At 61.7% G+C, this 20,107-nt stretch carries 17 protein-coding genes; 7 read left to right on the top strand and 10 right to left on the bottom strand.

Going from position 1 to position 20,107, the window contains the following annotated elements:
• Positions 1–46 precede the first annotated feature (46 nt).
• The 7 genes from H0Z09_RS23120 to H0Z09_RS23150 all read right to left on the bottom strand — a co-directional run bounded on the left by H0Z09_RS23120 (position 47) and on the right by H0Z09_RS23150 (position 8,651).
• The gene (locus H0Z09_RS23120) at positions 47–1,195 is read right to left on the bottom strand and encodes an iron-containing alcohol dehydrogenase (protein ID WP_186693765.1); all 1,149 of its coding nucleotides are present in this window, start codon (positions 1,193–1,195) and stop codon (positions 47–49) included.
• Positions 1,196–1,325: 130 nt separating this feature from the next.
• On the bottom strand, positions 1,326–2,150 hold the full coding sequence (locus H0Z09_RS23125; RefSeq protein ID WP_076953328.1) for an ABC transporter permease: 825 nt from the start codon (positions 2,148–2,150) through the stop codon (positions 1,326–1,328).
• A 12-nt stretch (positions 2,151–2,162) separates the two neighbouring features.
• On the bottom strand, positions 2,163–3,389 hold the full coding sequence (locus tag H0Z09_RS23130; protein ID WP_186693767.1) for an ABC transporter permease: 1,227 nt from the start codon (positions 3,387–3,389) through the stop codon (positions 2,163–2,165).
• A 196-nt stretch (positions 3,390–3,585) separates the two neighbouring features.
• Positions 3,586–4,626 carry an ABC transporter substrate-binding protein gene (locus H0Z09_RS23135; RefSeq protein WP_186693769.1) on the bottom strand — a complete coding sequence of 347 codons (1,041 nt, stop codon included), beginning with the start codon at positions 4,624–4,626 and terminating at the stop codon, positions 3,586–3,588.
• Between the two features lie 44 nt (positions 4,627–4,670).
• Positions 4,671–5,783, bottom strand: coding sequence for an ABC transporter ATP-binding protein (locus tag H0Z09_RS23140; protein WP_076953322.1), 1,113 nt, complete (start codon positions 5,781–5,783; stop codon positions 4,671–4,673).
• A 225-nt stretch (positions 5,784–6,008) separates the two neighbouring features.
• Positions 6,009–6,638 carry a response regulator transcription factor gene (locus tag H0Z09_RS23145; protein ID WP_076953320.1) on the bottom strand — a complete coding sequence of 210 codons (630 nt, stop codon included), beginning with the start codon at positions 6,636–6,638 and terminating at the stop codon, positions 6,009–6,011.
• An 18-nt stretch (positions 6,639–6,656) separates the two neighbouring features.
• A complete protein-coding gene (locus H0Z09_RS23150) occupies positions 6,657–8,651 on the bottom strand; it encodes a transporter substrate-binding domain-containing protein (RefSeq protein WP_186693771.1) in 1,995 nt (664 codons plus the stop codon).
• A gap of 77 nt (positions 8,652–8,728) precedes the next feature.
• On the opposite strand from H0Z09_RS23150, the gene H0Z09_RS23155 reads away from it, so the two are divergent.
• The gene (locus H0Z09_RS23155) at positions 8,729–9,703 is read left to right on the top strand and encodes an alpha/beta hydrolase family protein (RefSeq protein ID WP_186693774.1); all 975 of its coding nucleotides are present in this window, start codon (positions 8,729–8,731) and stop codon (positions 9,701–9,703) included.
• 141 nt (positions 9,704–9,844) lie between these two features.
• On the opposite strand, the gene H0Z09_RS23160 is transcribed toward H0Z09_RS23155, so the two are convergent.
• The 3 genes from H0Z09_RS23160 to H0Z09_RS23170 are packed head-to-tail and all read right to left on the bottom strand — an operon-like array spanning position 9,845 to position 12,310.
• Positions 9,845–10,612, bottom strand: a complete 768-nt coding sequence (locus tag H0Z09_RS23160) for a TerB family tellurite resistance protein (RefSeq protein ID WP_076953315.1) — start codon at positions 10,610–10,612, stop codon at positions 9,845–9,847.
• A gap of 1 nt (position 10,613) precedes the next feature.
• Positions 10,614–11,288 carry an N-acetylmuramate alpha-1-phosphate uridylyltransferase MurU gene (gene murU / locus H0Z09_RS23165; RefSeq protein WP_186693776.1) on the bottom strand — a complete coding sequence of 225 codons (675 nt, stop codon included), beginning with the start codon at positions 11,286–11,288 and terminating at the stop codon, positions 10,614–10,616.
• Complete coding sequence (locus H0Z09_RS23170; RefSeq protein WP_186693778.1) at positions 11,285–12,310, bottom strand: phosphotransferase; 1,026 nt, start codon at positions 12,308–12,310, stop codon at positions 11,285–11,287. Before H0Z09_RS23170 ends, murU begins: the two co-directional genes overlap by 4 nt.
• 130 nt (positions 12,311–12,440) lie before the next feature.
• Here H0Z09_RS23170 and H0Z09_RS23175 point away from each other — a divergent pair, with 130 nt between their 5' ends.
• From H0Z09_RS23175 to H0Z09_RS23200, 6 genes are all read left to right on the top strand, one after another.
• On the top strand, positions 12,441–15,254 hold the full coding sequence (locus tag H0Z09_RS23175; RefSeq protein WP_186693780.1) for an LPS-assembly protein LptD: 2,814 nt from the start codon (positions 12,441–12,443) through the stop codon (positions 15,252–15,254).
• The gene (locus H0Z09_RS23180) at positions 15,229–16,569 is read left to right on the top strand and encodes a peptidylprolyl isomerase (RefSeq protein ID WP_186693783.1); all 1,341 of its coding nucleotides are present in this window, start codon (positions 15,229–15,231) and stop codon (positions 16,567–16,569) included. The genes H0Z09_RS23175 and H0Z09_RS23180 overlap by 26 nt, the downstream gene beginning before the upstream one ends.
• Entirely contained in the window at positions 16,566–17,555 is a 990-nt protein-coding gene (pdxA, locus tag H0Z09_RS23185; RefSeq protein WP_186693785.1) for a 4-hydroxythreonine-4-phosphate dehydrogenase PdxA, read from the top strand. The genes H0Z09_RS23180 and pdxA overlap by 4 nt, the downstream gene beginning before the upstream one ends.
• Positions 17,552–18,364, top strand: a complete 813-nt coding sequence (gene rsmA, locus H0Z09_RS23190; protein ID WP_186693787.1) for a 16S rRNA (adenine(1518)-N(6)/adenine(1519)-N(6))-dimethyltransferase RsmA — start codon at positions 17,552–17,554, stop codon at positions 18,362–18,364. Before pdxA ends, rsmA begins: the two co-directional genes overlap by 4 nt.
• 507 nt (positions 18,365–18,871) lie before the next feature.
• The gene (gene apaG, locus H0Z09_RS23195; RefSeq protein ID WP_186693789.1) at positions 18,872–19,252 is read left to right on the top strand and encodes a Co2+/Mg2+ efflux protein ApaG; all 381 of its coding nucleotides are present in this window, start codon (positions 18,872–18,874) and stop codon (positions 19,250–19,252) included.
• Complete coding sequence (locus H0Z09_RS23200; protein ID WP_186693791.1) at positions 19,252–20,100, top strand: symmetrical bis(5'-nucleosyl)-tetraphosphatase; 849 nt, start codon at positions 19,252–19,254, stop codon at positions 20,098–20,100. Before apaG ends, H0Z09_RS23200 begins: the two co-directional genes overlap by 1 nt.
• Positions 20,101–20,107: the final 7 nt, after the last annotated feature.

A 20,107-nucleotide genomic window follows, 5' to 3' on the forward strand; every position in this document is an offset into this window, starting at 1 on the left:
TGTATACCTCATGCTTTGCCGCGCGCACCGTGACCTGGCTCAATGGCTAGTAGGCTGCCCGATAGATTTTCTCGATGTCGGCGGCGCTAAGCTTGCGCGGGTTGTTGCGCATCAGCCGCTCGATACCCGCCGCTTCGATGGCCATGGCGGGAATGGCGTCCTCGGGAACGCCGAAACTGCGCAGGCCCGCCGGGATTTCGACGGCCGCACACAGCCGCGTCATCGCCTCCACAGCCTGGTCGGCGGCATCGTTCAGGCTCAAGCCGCTGACATTCACACCCATGGCCTGCGCAATGTCCTGCATGCGCTCCACACAGGCCAACTTGTTCCAGTGCATCACATAGGGCAGCAACAGCGCGTTACTTACGCCATGGGCGATGTTGAACCGTCCACCCAGCGGGTACGCCAACGCATGCACCGCGCCGACCCCAGCGTTACCGAAGGCCATGCCCGCCATCAGGCTGGCGGTGGCCATATCGTCGCGGGCTTGCAGGTTGGCCGGGTTGGCGTAGGCCTTGGGCAATGCCTTGGCGATCAGCTTGATCGCGCCGATGGCCAAGGCGTCGGTGATCGGCGAAGCGTTCAGCGACAGGTACGACTCGATGGCATGCACCAGCGCATCCACGCCACTGGCGGCGGTGACGCTACGCGGGCAGGTCAGGGTCATTTGCGGGCTGATCAGCGCCACATCCGGTAGCAGGAAATCGCTGACGATGCCTTTTTTCAGCTGCGCGGCCTTGTCGGAGAGAATCGCCACGTTGGTCACTTCCGAACCGGTGCCGGCTGTGGTGGGGATGGCGATCAGCGGCGGGCCCTTGCGCGGCACCTGGTCGACGCCGAACAAGTCCGCCAGGGCGCCGTGGTAGCCGGCATAGGCGGCCACGCTTTTGGCGATGTCGATGGCACTGCCGCCGCCCAGGCCGATCAGGCCGTCGTGCCCGCCCTCGCGGTAAACGCGCATGCAGTCTTCGACGATGGCGATCTCCGGGTCGGGCAGCACGCGGTCGAAGATTTCATAGGGGCGTTCGCCCAGGTGTTCAAGCGCCAGCGCCACCGTGCCGGACTTGACCAGCGCTGCGTCGGTGACGATCAGCGGGTTATCCACATCCAGGCGCGTGAGCTCAAAGGCCAGTTGCTCGATGGCACCGGCCCCCGTCAGCAGTTTGTGGGCGATCTTGAATGAGGAAGTACTCATGTGCGCGGCCTCTTATTGATAGATGGGCTGGCACAAGAGTAGCTGATGCAGATGGGTTGTCTGCCATTCAGCGGCTGAATGGTTATTTCGGGTTCAACACAGTTCCCCACATTTTGATCTCCGTTTGGCTTCAGACCTGCGCAGTACGCAGTTTCTCGCTACGCCCGCGCAACCATTCCAGGGTCAGCAACAGCAGTACCGAGAAGGCAATCAGCAAAGTCGCCGCCGCGGCAATCGTTGGGCTGAGGTTTTCGCGGATGCCGCTGAACATCTGGCGCGGCAAGGTGGCTTGCTCAGGCCCGGCGAGGAACAGCGTCACCACCACTTCATCGAACGAGGTGGCAAAGGCAAACAGCGCCCCGGAGATTACCCCCGGCGCGATCAACGGCAGGGTTACCCGGCGAAACGCGGTCAGCGGCGAAGCACCGAGACTGGCCGCCGCCCGCACCAGGTTGTGGTTGAACCCCTGCAAGGTCGCCGACACGGTGATGATCACAAATGGCACACCCAGCACCGCATGCACCACGATCAGCGAGAAGAAGCTGTTGCCCAGGCCCAGCGGCGCAAAGAACAGGTAACTGGCCACGCCGATGATCACCACCGGCACCACCATCGGCGAAATCACCAGCGCCATTACCAACGCCTTGCCGGGGAAATCGCCGCGTGTCAGGCCGATAGCCGCCAGCGTGCCGAACACCATGGCCAGCAGCGTAGCGGCCGGCGCGACGATGATACTGTTCTTGAGTGCACGCATCCATTCGGCGGAGGCGAAGAAATCCTGGTACCAGTGCAGCGAGAAGCCTTGCAGCGGGTACACCAGGAAACTGCCGCTGTTGAACGACAGCGGGATGATCACCAGCACCGGCAGAATCAAAAACAGCAGGATCAAGCCGCAGAGGATCCGCAAGCTGTAGAACCACACCCGCTCGACGGGCGACATATAAGGGCTCAGCATCGCTAGGTCTCCTTAGCTCAGGCGCAGGCGACTGGCGCCTACCAGCCGGTTGTAGATCAGGTACAGCACCACGGTCGCCAGCAGCAGCAAGCCGCCCAACGCCGTTGCCATGCCCCAGTTGATGCTGGTGTTGGTGTAGAACGCCACGAAGTAACTGACCATCTGGTCGTTCGGGCTGCCCAGCAATGCCGGGGTGATGTAGTAACCAATCGCCAGGATGAACACCAACAGGCAACCGGCGCCCACGCCGGCGTAGGTCTGCGGGAAGTACACGCGCCAGAAACTGACGAACGGATGACAGCCCAGGGAAATCGCAGCGCGCATGTAAGTGGGCGAGATGCCCTTCATCACGCTGTAGATCGGCAGAATCATGAACGGCAACAGGATGTGCACCATGGAGATGTAGACCCCGGTGCGGTTGAACACCAGTTCCAGCGGTGTATCGATCAGCCCTAAGCCCATCAGCGCGCTGTTGATCAGCCCACCGGACTGCAGCAACACGATCCACGCCGCCACCCGTACCAGGATCGACGTCCAGAACGGCAACAACACCAGGATCATCAGCAAGTTGCTTTTACGCGCCGGCAGGTTGGCCAGCAGGTACGCTAGGGGATAGGCCAGCAGCAGGCAGATCGCCGTGATCACCAGGCCCATCCAAAAGGTGCGGGCGAAGATGTCCAGGTAAATCGCCTGATCCGGCGTGGCCGGTGCGACCTCGCCGAGGTCGTCGATGCGGTGATCGACGGCCGCAAGCAGGTAGAACGGTGTCACGCTGCTGGTGTTGCGCCGGATCGCCTGCCAGTACGCCGGATCGCCCCAGCGTTCGTCGAGGTTTTCCAGCGCTTCTTTATATGAGGCGGGCACTTCACTGAATGGCAGCGCCCGCGCGGTTTTGGTCAACAGGCTGCGATAGCCGGCCAGTTCCATGTTCAAGCGCTTGGACAGATCACCCAGCGTCTGGTTTTTGCGCGCTTCGCCCAAGTCTTCGGTGAGTGCCTGGTACACCGGCTCGCCCGGCAAGCCGCGACCATCCCAGGCCGTTACGGCCACGACGGTACGCGGCAAACCGGCCGCCACCTCCGGGTTGCCGACACTCTTGAACAGCAGCGCAACGATCGGCACCAGGAACACCAGCAGCAAAAACAGCACCAGCGGCGCGATCAAGGCCTGGGCCTTCCAGCGATTAAGCCGTTCGGCACGCGCCAGGCGCTGTTTGAGGGTGGGAATGGCGATGGCCATGGCAAGCTCCGGATATAAAAATAAATGCAATTTGCTCGACACAGCAGATCTCATGTGAGGCGGGCTTTTTGTGGGAGCGGGCTTGCTCGCGAATGCGGTATGACAGTCAATACTTAAGCAGACTGGTCCACCGCTTTCGCGAGCAAGCCCGCTCCCACAGTTACCGGTTCCCACAGATGTTTAGCGGCGCTCCCGGTTACTTGGCAGCCCAAGAGTTGAAGCGCTGCTCCAACTGCTCACCGTTGTCCGCCCAGAAGCTCACGTCGATCTGCACCTGGTTGGCGATGTTTTCCGGGGTGGTCGGCATGTCCTTGAGGATGTCCTTGGCCAGCAGCGGCACGGCTTGGGTGTTGGCCGGGCCGTAGGCGATGTTTTCCGAGTAGGTCTTCTGCTGCTGCGGCTGCACCGAGAAGGCAATGAACTTCTTCGCCGCTTCAGCACGGTCCTTGGCCAGGCCCTTGGGAATGGCCCAGGCGTCAAAATCGTAGATACCGCCGTTCCACACCACTTTCAGGTTGCTTTCTTTCTGCACGGCGGCGATCCGGCCGTTGTAGGCCGAGCTCATCACCACGTCACCCGAGGCGAGGTACTGCGGCGGCTGTGCACCGGCTTCCCACCACTGGATCGACGGTTTGAGTTCGTCGAGTTTCTTGAACGCACGGTCCTGGCCATCCTTGCCGGCCAGCACTTTGTAGACGTCCTTCGGCGCTACGCCGTCGGCCATCAAAGCGAATTCCAGGGTGTACTTGGCGCCTTTACGCAGGCCACGCTTGCCCGGAAATTTCTTGGTGTCCCAGAAATCCGCCCAACTGGTCGGCGCACTGGTGAGTTTGTCGGCGTTGTAGGCCAGCACCGTCGACCACACAAAGAAGCCCACGCCGCATGGCTGGATCGCGCCCTTCACATAGTCGGCGCTGTTGCCGAACAGTTTCGGGTCCAGCGGCTCGAACATGTCTTCGTCACAGCCACGGGACAATTCCGGCGATTCCACTTCCACCAGGTCCCAGGACACGCTCTTGGTGTCGACCATGGCTTTCACCTTGGCCATTTCACCGTTGTACTCGCCGGCGACGATCTTGCCGTTACCCGAGCTTTCCCAGGGTGCATAGAAAGCTTTGACCTGGGCTGCCTTGTTCGCGCCGCCAAAGGACACGACCGTCAGGTCCGGGCCGGCCATGGCCTGGGCCGCGCCGATCAAACCGATAGCCAGCGCCGAATACTTAAGGGATCTCAACATTGTTGTGCTCTCCACGTGCAGGGTTGGTGAAGCCAGGGGGGCGATCAATTCGCCTCTAGAAGTGGGTCGAGTGCGCGAACGTGCTCGACTTGCCAGCCAATCGGTACCACGTCGCCGACCGCCAGGGCTGGATCCAGCTCGGCAATCGGTTGTTTCACAAAAAAATCGGCCTTGCCGCAGACTTCCAGGCGTACGCGCACGTGGTCGCCCAGGTAGATGAACTCCGCCACACGCCCCGAAAACCGGTTGACGCACGCTTCGCTCGAACCATTCAGGCTGACGCGTTCCGGGCGCACCGACAGGGTCACCGGGCCGCCGACCTGGCCGACGTTCACCGCCAGCGCCTCGACCTTCTCGCCGCGCGCCAACTCCACCACGCAGCGCTCGCCGGTGTGGCTGTGCAGGCGGCCATTGAGACGGTTGTTCTCGCCGATAAAGTTGGCGACAAAGGTGTTTTTCGGCTCTTCGTACAAAGTGCGCGGTGCGGCGATCTGCTGAATCTCGCCCTGGTGGAACACCGCCACGCGGTCGGACATGGTCAGCGCTTCGCCCTGGTCGTGGGTCACGTACACCACCGTCACGCCGAGGCGCTGGTGCAGGTGCTTGATCTCCATCTGCATGTGCTCGCGCAGTTGCTTGTCGAGGGCGCCAAGGGGCTCGTCCATCAGTACCAGCTGCGGTTCGAACACCAACGCCCGTGCCAGGGCCACGCGCTGTTGCTGGCCGCCGGAGAGTTGCGCCGGGTAGCGCTGGGCGAAGGCGTCGAGCTGCACCATGCTCAGCACGCGTTTGACCCGCTCGCTGATATCGGTCTTGCTCAAACCGCGTACCGAGAGCGGGAACGCCAGGTTCTCGGCGACGGTCATGTGCGGAAACAAGGCGTAGTTCTGGAACACCATGCCGATGTCGCGTTTATGCGGCGGCACGTTGTTGATCGAGCGCCCGGCCAGCTGGATTTCCCCGGCGGTCGGCGTCTCGAAGCCGGCGAGCATCATCAGGCTGGTGGTCTTGCCCGAACCGGAAGGCCCGAGCAGGGTCAGGAACTCGCCCTTGCGAATCTCCAGGTTGAGGTCTTTGACGATCAGGTTCTCGCCGTCGTAGCTCTTTTGCACGCCACGAAAGCTGACCAGCACATCATTTGAATCCACCTCGCTCATACCCGCACCTTTGTGTTTTGGACTGCTGTGGCACAAGCGTAATCCACGCCGGAGCCCCCGGAAATCGGGGGCCAGGAGAGAATGGCATCAGCCGGATGGAAGGTTCGGGGTAGGGATCGCCCTACACGGATGGCGGGGATGGAACAGGGCAGCCACAAGCAGCGAGCTGCAAGCGGCAGGAATGAGCGCGGCAGTGATTCTGGTGTGTCGTTATCAGGTATGTCGCTAGAGAAGTTTGTGCTCCATGGCGTACTTCACCAGTTCAGCCAGGGAAGTGATATGCAGCTTTTGCATCAGCCGCGCCTTGTGGGTGCTGATGGTCTTGCTGCTCAACGCCAGTTGCTGGGCGATGTCGTTGACATTGGCGCCTTGGGCCAGGCGCTCGAACACCGAGAACTCGCGCTCCGAGAGCAATGAATGCAACGGCCGGGCATCGGTGAGGCCGACTTCGAAGACCATCCGGTCGGCCAGGTCAGGGTCGATATAGCGCCCGCCCGCCGCGACCTTGCGAATCGCCGTCAGCAACAGCGCCGGATCGCTGTCCTTGGTGGCGTAACCGGCGGCGCCGACCTTTAAGGCGCGGGCCGCCATTTGCGCTTCGTCGTGCATGGACAGCACCAGGATCGCCGGCGGGTGGCTCAGTGCACGGATCCGCGCGATGGCTTCAAGGCCGTTGACGCCGGGCATCGAGATATCCAGCAACACCACTTCGCAGGGCACGTGGCGCAGGGTCTCCAACAGTTGCTCGCCATTGCTCGCTTCGCCGACCACCAACAGGTCTTTGGCCAGGCCGATCAATTGCTTGATGCCTTCACGAACGATGGTGTGGTCTTCGGCTACCAGTACGCGGATCACAGGGACTTCCTCTTGGTGTTATGCATCCAATGGCACCGTGACACTCAGGGTGGTGCCCTCCCCCAACTCGCTGTCCAGGCTCAACTGCCCGCCCATGATCAACACCCGCTCGCGCATGCCCACCAGGCCGAACGACACCGGACGGCCCTGGGCCGGCACAAACCCTGCGCCATCGTCGCTGATGGTCAGCCGCAGGTTCGTGCCCTCCACGGCAAGGGTCAGTTCCACAGTATGCGCCTGGGCATGACGCATCACATTGGTCAGCGCCTCCTGCAGAATCCGGAACAGGCCAATGGCCTTGGCATCGCTCAAGGCCGGCAGGTTATCCGGAACCTGCACCAGGCACGGAATGTGCGTGCGCGCTTCGAAGCGCCGGGCCTGCCACTCGATGGCCGAGGCGATTCCGGCGTCAAGAATTGGCGGGCGCAGCGCTGTCGCCACGTCCCGCACCAATTGGAAAAGCTGGGCGATCAAGCGCTTCATGCTGTTCAAGCGTTCATGCAGACCGGGGTCGAGTTGCGCATAGGCCAGCTCGCACATCGAGGTCTCAAGCTTGAGCACCGTGAGCATCTGCCCCAGTTCGTCGTGCACCTCACGGGCGATGCGCGCCGTTTCTTCTTCGCGCACAGTTTCCAGGTGGGCGGACAATTCGCGCAGTTGCGCCTCACTTTGCAGCAAGGCCGCCAGGGTGCGGCGCAACTCCGTTACGTCATTGAGGTAGACCACCAGGTATTCGGCCTCGGCAAAGCGCAGGAAGCTCAAGGACACATTGGTCGGCAGGATGCTGCCATCGGCACGCCGACAATCGGTGGCGAAGTTCTGCGGGCCGTCTTCGCTGGCTCGCGCGCGTTTCCACAGGTTGAGCCAACGGTCCATGTCCAGGCTTGGGTCAAGGTCGACCAAGGGCCGTTCGATCAGCGCACCGGGCGCGTAGCCAAGCATGCTTTCAGCCGCACGATTGGCGTAGCGCACATGGCTGTCCCAGTTGACCCAGAGGATGCCGACAGTGCTTTGGTCGATGGAAAACTGCGTCAACCGCAGCGCTTCGGCCCCGGCGGCGCGGGCCGCGCTTTCTTCACGCGCGGCCAGCAGGCCGTGCTCCAGCACCCGCTGCTGGCGGCGCTGCCAGAACACGACGGCCAGGCTGGCCAGCAGCAACAGGCCCAGCAACAGGCTGAGGTTTTGCCACAGGCCAGGGGACTGCGTCAGGTGCGGGTATTTGGGTTGCAACCAGCGGTTGTGCAGTTGGTCCAGATCGCGGGCCGGGATGGCGCGCAAGGCACTTTCCATGATGCTGGCCAGTTCCGGCCATTCGCGCCGCGTCGCCACCCGAAGCAATTGCGGCAGGCCGACATCACCCACCACCGCCAGCCCGGCAAATTCAGCTTCGCCAGACAAGCGGCTCAATTGCGCTTCATCCACCACGGCGTACCGCGCCTGCTGGCTCACCAGCAATTGCAGGGCCTGACGCTCTATCGGCACACCTTGCAGGTTGAGACCGGGATAGGTGCTGCGCAGGTAATCGGCCACGGCGCTGGGCATGCGCACAGCGACGCGCGATTGCTCATCGAGCTTATCCAGCTCCACGGCGCCGCCGCCCTCGCGGGTACCGACGATAAGCTGCGGCACGCGCATGTAAGGGTCGGTGAACGACCACAGGCGCAGGCTAGCCGGGGTCTGTTGCAGGCCGGGGGCGATATCCACCTCGCCCTCGCGCACGGCAGCTTCCAGTTGTTCCTGATTGGGGAAGTTGCGCCAGATCAGCTCGATGCTCAGCGCCTTGGCCAACCCTTGCATCAACTCGACATTGGCCCCGGACAGGCGCTGCAAACGCCGATCGTACTGCGCGTAGGGCGCCTGCAATACCAGGCCCACCCGAAGCTCGGGGTGCCGGGCCAGCCAATCGCGTTGCTGCGCATTGAGCTGCGCCTGGGGCGCGGCGGGCGCGGGGGCGGCATTTGCCATCAAGGCAAGGCACAAACAGCCGATAACCAGCAGACAGCGAAAACCCATGATCCACGTCTCACATCACTGACAAATACTGACCAACCCATTAGGCTGCTGGAATCATTTCTGGCCGGGAATTAACGATGCCCTTTCTCCACCGTTCAGCACTGCCAGCATTGTGCCTGTCGCTGCTTTTTACCAGTGCCTTTTCTGTACAGGCTGCTGACGCACCCGCACCTGAAGCCGAAAAACCTGTCGAGCGCCAACCCTTGCCCGAGCGCAGCCAGGAAGAAGCCAGTGCCTTGGAACGCAAAATCCCGCAACAGGAACAGCAACAATTGCAGGCCGGCAGCGATTCATTCCTCGCCCTCTGGAAGCCAGCCAACAGCGCCGAGCCCGAAGGCGTGGTGATTATCGTACCGGGCGCTGGCGAGACGGCTGACTGGCCGCAAGCAATCAGCCCGTTGCGGCATAAATTGCCGGATGCCAACTGGGGCAGCCTCAGCCTGTCCTTGCCGGATGTAAGCGTGGATACCCTGCCGCCGCGCGTGATGGAAGCGCCCAAGGCCACGGTCGACACCAGCAGCAAGGAAGCCAGCACCGCCGATAAACCCATCGAGCAGGCCGCCAGCGCCGAGGCCGAAGGAACTGACCCGGCGGTGGTGCCTGGCGCCGACGAGCAGGACAAGACCGACGCGTCGCGCATCTTTGCCCGCATCGACGCTGCGGTCGCGTTCGCCCAGACCCAGAGCGCGCGCAGTGTGGTGCTGCTCGGGCACGGCACTGGCGCCTGGTGGGCGGCGCGCTATTTGAGCGAGAAGCAACCGTCCCAAGTGCAGAAGTTCGTCATGGTCGCGGCAAAGACGCCCGCCGCGCGCCAACCGGACGTACAGCAACTGGCACCGGGCCTGAAGGTGCCGACCGCTGATGTCTACTATCAGGACGACGCTCAAACACGCAAAAGCGCCCTGGCCCGCGCTCAGGCGGCCAAGCGCTTGAAGAATGACGGTTACAAGCAAGTGTCGTTGAAAGCCTTGCCCGGCGATAGCGCTGCGGAGCAGGAGCAGTTGTATCGCAGGGTCCGCGGGTGGTTGAGCCCGCAGGCGAACTCGGACTAAAGCAACACCGCAAATCCCCTGTGGGAGCGGGCTTGCTCGCGAAAGCGCTGGGTCAGTCGATGCATCTGTGACTGATATACCGCATTCGCGAGCAAGCCCGCTCCCACATTTGAATGGGTTGTCATATCAAAAGAGTACTGGCTAGCGAAAATCCCGCCGTTCGCGAATCAACGTATAGGCATTATGCAATTCGCGCGTGCGCTCGGTGGCATCCCGTACTTGCGCGGGGCTGGCGCCGGTGCCGGCGATCTTGTCCGGATGATGCCGGCTGAGCAGGCGACGATAGGCGCGCTTGATAGCCGCCGGCTCGGTGGTTGCCGTCACGCCCAGCAAGCGCAACGCGTCCTGATAGGTAACGCTGCGATTGACCAGCGGCTTGCGCTCCGGCGTGTAGTCGGCAGCCAACGCCTGCAGTTGTTGCGGCGTCCACCCCAGCCATTTACCCCATAAGTCGATGAGGTCACGCTCGGCGTCATCGGCCCTGCCGTCCGCCCAGACCATGCGCCAGCATGCGCGCAACACGCCTTCCGCCGCGTGGGGCTGAGCCTTGAGCACACGCAGGTAGCTGCGCACCCGATCGGAGCCGGACTTGCCGCGATTGAAGGCGGCAATCGCGCGGCGCTGGGCCGAGTCGGTCATGTCCAGCGAGCGCATTTCCTGGCGCGCCTGCTGGATATGTCCATCGACCACTCGCCCATTGCTCTTGGCCAGGCGCCCCAGCAGCACAAACAGCAGTTCGTCATTGCGCAACGCCGGGCGCCCGCCGAGGCGCTCGCGCAACTGCGCCCAACTCTGCAGTTGCAGGCGACGGTCCAGTGCCTGCCCCAGCAATGCACCCAACAAAGCCCCCGGAATACTGGCAATGGCAAAGCCAGCCCCGGCGCCGATCAGCGTCCCTGGCCACAGCACTTTACTGCCCCGCTGCCAGCAGGGTTTCGACTTGCGCCAGGCGCTCCAGTGTGCCGACATCGATCCAGCGTCCCGCCATGTGTTCCCCCGTTACCAGACCTTTGGCCATGGCCGCCCGCAACAGCGGCGCCAGCTTGAAGGCACCGGCACTGCAACCCGCAAACAGCTTGGGGTCGAGCACTGAAATGCCACTGAAGGTCAGGTTATCGGCACCGGCCGCCGCATCATGAAGCAAACCGTGATCCAGGTAGAAGTCGCCCCCCGTGGGGTGATGCGCCGGGTTATCGACCATCACCAGATGAGCCAGGCCCTTGAGTGGTTGCTTGAGCCGGGTGAAATCGTAGTCGGTCCAGATATCCCCATTGACGACCAGAAAGGGTTCATCGCCCAGCAACGCCAGCGCCTGGAAAATCCCCCCACCGGTTTCCAGCGGTTCACCTTCGGGGGAGTAGCGGATGCGCACGCCAAACTGCGCGCCATCGCCCAGGTAGCCTTCGATCTGCTGGCCGAGCCAGGCATGGTTGATCACGATATCGGTGAAACCGGCCTTGGCCAGCGCCTCCAGGTGATACTCGATCAGCCGCTTGCCGCCGGCCTGCACCAGCGGCTTGGGCGTGTGCAGGGTGAGCGGGCGCATGCGCTCGCCTTTGCCGGCCGCCAGGATCATCGCCTTCATACACTTGCCTCGACGGGTTGACGCAGGCTGGCCAGCAGTTCGCCCAGCTCGCGCAACTCCGCACGGTCGGCCAGCACCGCTTCTATATAGGCAAAGAAGCGCGGCACGTCAGCCAGGTAGCGTGGCTTGCCGTCGCGGTGACAAATTCGCGCGAAGATACCGATCACCTTGAGGTGACGCTGCACGCCCATCAGGTCGCTGGCGCGCAGGAAGTCGTCGAAGTCCGCCTGCACCGGGATGCCGGCTTGAACCGCACGCTCCCAATACCCGCGCTGCCATTCGCGCACACGCGCCTTGGGCCAACTGAGGAAGGCGTCCTTGAACAGGCACGTGATGTCATAGGTCACGGGCCCGTAGACCGCGTCCTGGAAATCCAGCACACCTGGGTTGCGCTCGCTGATCATCAGGTTGCGCGGCATGTAGTCGCGGTGCACCAGCACTTTGGGCTGCGCCAGGGCGCTGTCGATCAAAAGATCGCTGACACGCTGCCAAAGCGCTTGTTGCTGCGCATCCAGCTCGACACCCAAGTGCCGGCGAACGTACCACTCCGGAAACAATTCGAGCTCGCGACGCAGCAAGGCGACGTCATAGCTGGGCAATGGCGTGTCCATCGGGAGCTGCTGAAAAGCCAGCAAGGCGTCGATGGCATCGGCAAACAATTGATCGGCGTTTTGCTCGTCAATCACGTCCAGGTAGGTTTTTCTGCCCAGGTCATTGAGCAAAAGAAAGCCTCGTGGCAAATCTTCTGCATAAATTTTTGGCACATTTATGCCTGACCTCGCCAGCAAATGGGCGATATCGACGAAAGGTTTGCAGTTTTCCTGGGGGGGTGGAGCGTCCATCACGACGAGTGTCCGGCCACCGCCTTCCCAACGGAAATAGCGCCTGAAACTCGCGTCGCTGCTGGCCGCGGTCAATGTAGCCGGGGGTACGGAGCCCCAATCCTGAGCGTTGAAAAGAATCGGCAACTGCTCATCCAGCCAGACTTCCAGCTGTTGTAAACGTAGATCTTGCTCGGGCATTACAAGGGTCTCCGACGGCGCTAGCCGTCAAGCGGGGCATGCTTTATTATCACGCATCTTTTTCAGACCATCGAGAGGCGTGCGGCCCAAACCGCGGGCAGATGGCACGCAGGAAGCCCGGACTAATAAGATGGCATTGAAATCCCCCGCGTTTCGTAGAAAATTTCCGTTGCTGGTAACCGGCAGTCTGCTGGCCTTGCAACCCTTCGCCACCTCATTCGTGGTCGCCGCGGAACAGTATGACTGCTCAGTCTCTGCTTCGGGTGCCTGGGATTGCGCGCCGAAAACCGCCGCAGCCCCGTTGCCGCCACGCCCGGTGCATGATGGCGCAGCCATCAGCTCCGCCAACAGCACGGCGCAAGCCGATGCGGGCGGCAAAGCCGAGGCCGTGCCGCAGACCGCATTGGTTACCGACTCCAAGGGCCGTGGCCTGCGCTCGCGCAGCGCCGACTACAGCCACCTGGACTGGGTACCGCGCGACAAGCTGACCGCCGCGCAGTTGGCCGAAACCGGCCCGTACTGCGGTGGTGCGTACATCGAGCCGATTCGTCCTGGCATGAACGACAAGACGAACAAGAGCGATGCGCCCACCTTCATCGGCGCCAAGGCTTCGCGTTACGAGCAGGAATCGCAAGTCGCGACCCTGGCCGGTGACGTGGTCATGCGCCAGGGCAGCATGCAGCTCGAATCCGAAGAAGCCAGCCTGTATCAGGCCGAGAACCGTGGCGAGCTGAACGGCAAGGTCCGTTTGCGCGACAACGGCGCACTGATCGTGGGCGATCACGCCGAAGTCCAGCTCGATACCGGCGCCGCGCAGATCGACAACGCTGAATACGTCATGCACAAGTCGCGTATCCGCGGTAACGCGCTGTACGCCAAGCGTGCCGAAAACGCCATCATCCGTCTCAAGGACGGTACGTACACCACCTGCGAGCCAGACAGCAACGCCTGGCAGCTCAAGGGCAACAACATCACGTTGAACCCGGCCACCGGTTTCGGTACGGCCACCAACGCGACGTTGCGGATCAAGAACATCCCGATCCTGTACACCCCTTACATCTATTTCCCGATCGACGACCGTCGTCAGTCCGGCTTCCTGCCACCGAGCTTCAGCAGCGGCAGCGAAACCGGCTTCACCCTGGTTACGCCGTACTACTTCAACCTGGCGCCGAACTATGACGCCACGTTGTACCCGCAATACATGACCAAGCGCGGCATGATGATGGAAGGCGAGTTCCGCTACCTCACCAAGTCCAGCGAAGGCCAGTTCGGCGGCGCGTACCTGAACGATGACAACGACGAGCGGAAGAAGCAGACCGATTACGAAAAAACCCGCTACATGCTCAATTGGCAACACAAAGGCGGGCTCGATTCGCGTGTAATGACCCAGGTCGACTACACCACGATCAGCGATCCTTACTTCTTCCAGGACCTCAAGTCCAACCAGGAAGGCGTCGAGAGCCGCGACTACATCAACCAGCAAGGTTCCGTGACGTATCGCGGCGATACTTTCCAGGCTCGCTTGAACCTGCAGGCTTACCAGCTGGCGACGATTTCCCAGATCACGCCGTATGATCGTCTGCCGCAGATCACTTTCAATGGGCAGCTGCCGTACCATCCGGGTGGCTTGAACTTCAGCTACGAGACCGAAGCCGTGCGCTTTGATCGTGACCTGGAAAACGGCAACTTCACCAATGAAAACGGTGAAACCGAGGCCCGCCTGGACACCTACGTCCGTGGCCTGACCCGTGCAAACGGCACGCGTCTGAACGTAGCCCCAGCCGTCGAGTACCCGATGAACTGGACCTACGGCTTCATCACGCCGAAGCTCAAGTACGTGTACACCAAGTACGACCTGGACCTGGACAACATCGGCAAGAATCAGATCGTTGCTGATCAGGCTGCATCGGTGGCAGCGGGGACCCAGTATGCCGGCGGCACGTTCAAAAGCTCCCAGGACCGTGCGGTTCCGGTGGCCAGCGTCGACAGCGGCCTGTACTTCGATCGCAATACCAACTGGTTCGGCAAAGACTATCGCCAGACCCTTGAGCCGCGTGCGTTCTACCTGTACGTGCCGAACAAGGACCAGGCGGATATCCCGGTCTTTGACACCAGCGAGTATTCGTTCAGTTACTCCTCGTTGTTCCGTGACAACCGCTTCAGCGGTGCCGACCGGATCGGTGACGAGAACAAGCTGTCCCTGGGCTTGACCAGCCGCTGGATCGAAGAAAACGGCTTCGAGCGTCAACGCGTGGCGATCGGCCAGGCGCTGTATTTCAAGGATCGTGAAGTTCAACTGCCGGGCATCCTGGCCGCCGACCGTGCCGACGCACAGTCCGACGTTTCGCCCGTCGCCCTGGACTACGAGTTCCGCTTCAACCGTGACTGGCGCGCCACTGCCGACTACAACTGGGACACCGAGGAACACAGCCCTCGTTCCGGCAGCGCGATGCTTCACTACCAGCCGGAAGACAACCCGAACAAGATCATCAACGTCGGTTATCGCTATCGTAACGACCAGGTCGTCTACAACCAGCTGACCGGCAAATGGCAGTTCGGTGGTGATTACGGCCAGCCCGGCGACGCGAACTACGTGAAGGATTACTACAAAATCCAACAACACGACTTCTCGATGATGTGGCCGATCATTCCTCAGTGGAACCTGATCACCCGCTGGCAGTATGACTACGCTCGCAACCGTACCCTGGAAGCCTTCGGTGGTTTCGAGTACGACAACTGCTGCTGGAAACTGCGCGTCATCAACCGTTACTGGGTTTCCAACGACGAATACAGCCAGATCGCCCCGCTTAACGAAAAGGGTGACCACGGGCTCTTCCTGCAGATCGTCCTCAAAGGACTCGGCGGCCTGACCGGCGCCAAGGTAGAGAGCTTCCTAGACAAAGGCATTGAAGGTTATCGTGAACGTGAAAACCAAGCTTTCTGATTGTCTGCGCCCGCTCGTACTGGGCGCGCTGTTCCTGGGCACCGCATCGGCGCACGCCGCGGTTCAACAGCTGGATAAGGTCGTGGCCATCGTCGACAACGACGTGATCATGCAGAGCCAACTGGACCAACGTGTCAAGGAAGTCCAGCAAACCATCGCCAAGCGTGGCGGTGGCGTGCCACCGACCAGCGTCCTGGACCAACAGGTACTGGAACGCCTGATCGTCGAGAACCTGCAACTGCAGATCGGTGATCGCTCCGGCATCCGTATTTCGGACGAAGAACTGAACCAGGCTGTCGGCACCATTGCCCAGCGCAACAACATGAGCATTGACCAGTTCCGCGCCGCCCTGGCTCACGATGGGTTGTCCTATGAGGACGCCCGTGACCAGATCCGCCGCGAGATGATCATCAGCCGTGTGCGCCAGCGCCGTGTGGCCGAGCGGGTGCAGGTGTCCGAGCAGGAAGTAAAGAACTTCCTGGCGTCGGACCTGGGCAAGATGCAGCTTTCCGAAGAGCTGCACCTGGCCAACATCCTGATCCCGACACCGGACAGCGCCAACTCCGAGCAGCTCAATGCCGCCGCGGCCAAGACCCAGGCTATCTATGAACGCCTGAAGGCCGGTGCCGACTTCGCCCAGATGGCCATTGCCCAGTCCGGCAGCGACAACGCCCTCGAAGGCGGTGACATGGGCTGGCGTAAAGCCGCTCAATTGCCGCCGCCGTTCGACCGCGAACTGAGCGCCATGGAAGTCGGTGGCATCACCCAACCAGCACGTACGCCAGGTGGTTTCATCATCCTGAAGCTGCTGGAACGTCGTGGTGGCGAGACCTCGCTGAAAGACGAAGTGCATGTTCGTCACATCCTGGTCAAACCAAGCGAAATCCGCACCGAAGCCCAAACCAAGGAATTGGCCCAGAAGATCTATGACCGCATCGAAAGCGGTGAAGACTTCGCCACCCTGGCCAAGAGCTTCTCGGAAGACCCGGGTTCGGCCCTCAACGGCGGCGACCTGAACTGGATCGATCCGAAAGCGCTGGTGCCGGAATTCCAGCAGGTGATGGCCGAGACCCCGCAAGGTGTATTGTCCAAGCCATTCAAGACTCAATATGGCTGGCATGTGCTGGAAGTCCTTGGCCGTCGTGCCACCGACAACACCAACCAGGCCCGCGAGCAACAAGCGCTGAACGTCCTGCGTAACCGCAAATACGATGAAGAGTTGCAGACCTGGCTGCGTCAGATCCGCGACGAAGCCTACGTTGAGAACAAGCTGCCAGGCGCCGAGCAAACAGGCACCGACCAGGCAGTTCAGTGAAACCACAGCGTTTCGCGGTGACACCCGGCGAGCCGGCCGGCATTGGTCCAGACCTGTGCCTGCTGCTCGCCTCGCAAGCCCAGCCACACCCCCTGATCGCCATTACCAGCCGCGACCTGCTCCTTGAGCGGGCCGCGCAGCTGGGTGTGGCGGTCAATCTGCTGAACGTGGCGCCAGGCAGCTGGCCCGACCTGCCCGCCCCCGTCGGCAGCCTGTATGTGTGGGACACCCCGCTGCAGGCCAAGGTGGTTGCCGGGCAACTGGATAAAGCCAACGCGTCGTTCGTGCTGCGTACCCTGACTCGCGCGGGGCAAGGCTGCATCAACGGCGACTTCGCCGGCATGATCACCGCTCCCGTGCACAAGGGCGTGATCAATGAATCCGGCATCGCCTTTTCCGGCCATACCGAATTCCTCGCCGAGCTGACCAACACCGCTCAAGTTGTCATGATGCTGGCCACGCGCGGCCTGCGGGTTGCATTGGTGACCACGCACCTGCCACTGCGCGACGTTGCCGAGGCCATTACCGCTGAACGTGTAGAGCGCGTGACACGCATCCTCTACGCCGACCTGCAACACAAATTCGGCATCGCCCAACCGCGCATCCTGGTCTGTGGACTCAACCCCCATGCCGGTGAAGGCGGACACCTGGGCCGTGAAGAAATCGACATCATCGAACCAACTCTGGAGCGTCTGCGCCAAGAAGGCATGGACCTGCGCGGCCCATTGCCTGCCGACACTCTGTTTACCCCCAAATATCTGGAGCACTGCGACGCAGTGCTGGCGATGTACCATGACCAGGGGCTGCCGGTGCTTAAATACAAAGGCTTCGGCGCCGCAGTCAACGTGACACTGGGCCTGCCGATCATCCGTACCTCCGTCGACCATGGCACCGCCCTGGACCTGGCGGGCAGCGGCAAGATCGACACCGGCAGCCTGCACGTGGCCCTGGAAACCGCCTATCAGATGGCCGAGACCCGTATATGACCGAGCATTACCAACACCGGGCGCGCAAGCGCTTCGGGCAAAACTTCCTGCACGACGCTGGCGTAATCGACCGCATCCTGCGCTCCATCCATGCCAAATCTTCCGACCGCCTGCTGGAAATCGGCCCGGGCCAGGGCGCCCTGACCCAAGGCCTGCTGGCCAGTGGCGGCCAGTTGGACGTGGTGGAGCTGGACAAGGACCTGATCCCGATCCTCAACCAGCAATTCGCTGACAAGCCCAACTTCAACCTGCACCAGGGCGATGCACTGAAGTTCGACTTCAACAGCCTCAACGCAGCGCCTAGCAGCCTGCGGGTGGTGGGTAACCTGCCGTACAACATTTCCACCCCGCTGATTTTCCACCTGCTGAACAACGCCGGGATCATCCGCGATATGCACTTCATGCTGCAAAAGGAAGTGGTGGAACGCCTGGCTGCCGGCCCAGGTGGCGGTGATTGGGGCCGTCTGTCGATCATGGTCCAGTACCACTGCCGCGTCGAACACCTGTTCAACGTCGGGCCGGGCGCGTTCAACCCGCCGCCGAAGGTCGACTCGGCTATCGTGCGCCTGGTGCCTCACGCCGTGCTGCCTCACCCGGCCAAGGATCACAAACTGCTCGAACGTGTGGTGCGTGAAGCCTTCAACCAACGCCGCAAAACCTTGCGCAACACGCTCAAGGCGCTGCTGAGCAACGCCGAGATCGAAGCCGCCGGCGTCGACGGCAGCCTGCGCCCCGAGCAACTGGACCTGGCCGCATTCGTGCGCCTGGCCAACCAGCTCGCCATCCAGCCCGTCACAGCAGCGGAATAAACACATGTGGGAGCGGGCTTGCCCGCGATAGCGGTGTATCAGTCGACATATTATGCAAACTGACACGCCGCCATCGCGGGCAAGCCCGCTCTTATCAAACTCAAAATAACCTATTGATTTTTCAAGGGTTAAAATTTCATTCTGAAATCTTGAATCTTGCATAAGTATTTCAGACAACTGCATTCTTGTGGCGAGCGGGCTTGCCCCGCGTTGGGCTGCGAAGCAGCCCCAAAACCAACCGCAGAGGAATGTCTGATACACCGCATTCGTCTTCATTGGGGGCGCTTCGCACCCCAACGCGGGGCAAGCCCGCTCGCCACAGAAGCCCCAGTTTGATGCGCGACAGCGCCAAGTTGATGATTTGGCGGGGCCTCCCACATTTTGAACGGCGTTGCACCGGTCATCTCGCAGGCCGTCACCTAGACACATGTCTGGCCTAGTGCCCTCCTCTTGGCCTAGACTGATCCGCATCTGCTGTCCTCCGCTTTTGCTTTTAAGGCCTCTTGCATGTCCGATCCTCGCTACCAGATCGACGTCAGCGTCGTCACCCGCTTCCTGGCGGACCAATCGCAACCTGAATTGAACCGCTTTGCCTTTGCCTACACCGTCACGGTGAAAAACAACGGGCTGGTGCCGGCCAAGCTATTGTCACGCCACTGGGTCATCACTGACGGCGACGGTCAGGTCGAAGAGGTGCGCGGTGCAGGCGTGGTAGGCCAACAACCGCTGATCGACAGCGGCGCAAGCCATACTTACAGCAGCGGTACGGTGATGACTTCCAAGGTCGGCACCATGCAGGGCTCGTATCAGATGAAAGCCACCGATGGCCATTTGTTCGACGCCACGATCAAGCCTTTCCGCCTCGCGGTACCCGGAGCCTTGCACTGATGGCGACGTACGCGGTCGGTGACCTGCAGGGTTGCCTGGCGCCGCTCAAGTGCCTGCTTGAGCAGGTCGCCTTCGACCCGGCGAACGATCGCTTGTGGTTGGTCGGTGACCTGGTCAATCGCGGCCCCGAATCCCTGCAGACCCTGCGCTATCTATATGGCATGCGTGACGCCCTGGTATGCGTCCTGGGTAACCACGACCTGCATCTGCTGGCGGCCGGCAATAACATCGAGCGTCTGAAGAAGGGCGATACCCTGCGCGAAATCCTTGAAGCACCGGATCGCGCCGAACTGCTCGACTGGCTGCGCCGGCAAAAAATCATGCATTACGACGAAGGCCGCAATATGGCCCTGGTCCATGCTGGCATCCCGCCCCAGTGGACCCTGAAGAAAGCCCTCAAGTGCGCCGCCGAAGTCGAAAGCGTATTGGCCGATGACAACCTGTACACCGCCTACCTCGACGGCATGTACGGCAACGAGCCGGTGAAGTGGGACAACGACCTCACCGGCGTCACGCGCCTGCGGCTAATCACCAATTATTTCACGCGCATGCGCTTCTGCACCGCCGAGGGCAAGCTGGACCTCAAGAGCAAGGAAGGCACCGACACTGCGCTGCCCGGCTACAAACCGTGGTTTGCCCACAAGGAGCGCAAGGCCCGTGACACGAAGATCATCTTCGGCCATTGGGCGGCCCTGGAAGGCAAATGCGATGAGCCCGGTGTGTTCGCCCTCGACACCGGCTGCGTGTGGGGCGGCGCCATGACCCTGATGAACGTCGACACCGGCGAGCGCCTGAGCTGCCGGTGCGAATCTCCCCTTTCTTTGACACTGCCGGCCGCCAAGCCCTAGGAGCCCG

Source organism: Pseudomonas sp. SWRI18, assembly GCF_014268345.1.
Lineage (GTDB): Bacteria > Pseudomonadota > Gammaproteobacteria > Pseudomonadales > Pseudomonadaceae > Aquipseudomonas > Aquipseudomonas cedrina.

Coding starts and splice junctions, on each gene's coding strand:
- H0Z09_RS23120 (WP_186693765.1), bottom strand. CDS start 1,195: ATGAGTACTTCCTCATTCAAGATCGCCCACAAACTGCTGACGGGGGCC.
- H0Z09_RS23125 (WP_076953328.1), bottom strand. CDS start 2,150: ATGCTGAGCCCTTATATGTCGCCCGTCGAGCGGGTGTGGTTCTACAGC.
- H0Z09_RS23130 (WP_186693767.1), bottom strand. CDS start 3,389: ATGGCCATCGCCATTCCCACCCTCAAACAGCGCCTGGCGCGTGCCGAA.
- H0Z09_RS23135 (WP_186693769.1), bottom strand. CDS start 4,626: ATGTTGAGATCCCTTAAGTATTCGGCGCTGGCTATCGGTTTGATCGGC.
- H0Z09_RS23140 (WP_076953322.1), bottom strand. CDS start 5,783: ATGAGCGAGGTGGATTCAAATGATGTGCTGGTCAGCTTTCGTGGCGTG.
- H0Z09_RS23150 (WP_186693771.1), bottom strand. CDS start 8,651: ATGGGTTTTCGCTGTCTGCTGGTTATCGGCTGTTTGTGCCTTGCCTTG.
- H0Z09_RS23155 (WP_186693774.1), top strand. CDS start 8,729: ATGCCCTTTCTCCACCGTTCAGCACTGCCAGCATTGTGCCTGTCGCTG.
- murU (WP_186693776.1), bottom strand. CDS start 11,288: ATGAAGGCGATGATCCTGGCGGCCGGCAAAGGCGAGCGCATGCGCCCG.
- H0Z09_RS23170 (WP_186693778.1), bottom strand. CDS start 12,310: ATGCCCGAGCAAGATCTACGTTTACAACAGCTGGAAGTCTGGCTGGAT.
- H0Z09_RS23175 (WP_186693780.1), top strand. CDS start 12,441: ATGGCATTGAAATCCCCCGCGTTTCGTAGAAAATTTCCGTTGCTGGTA.
- rsmA (WP_186693787.1), top strand. CDS start 17,552: ATGACCGAGCATTACCAACACCGGGCGCGCAAGCGCTTCGGGCAAAAC.
- apaG (WP_186693789.1), top strand. CDS start 18,872: ATGTCCGATCCTCGCTACCAGATCGACGTCAGCGTCGTCACCCGCTTC.
- H0Z09_RS23200 (WP_186693791.1), top strand. CDS start 19,252: ATGGCGACGTACGCGGTCGGTGACCTGCAGGGTTGCCTGGCGCCGCTC.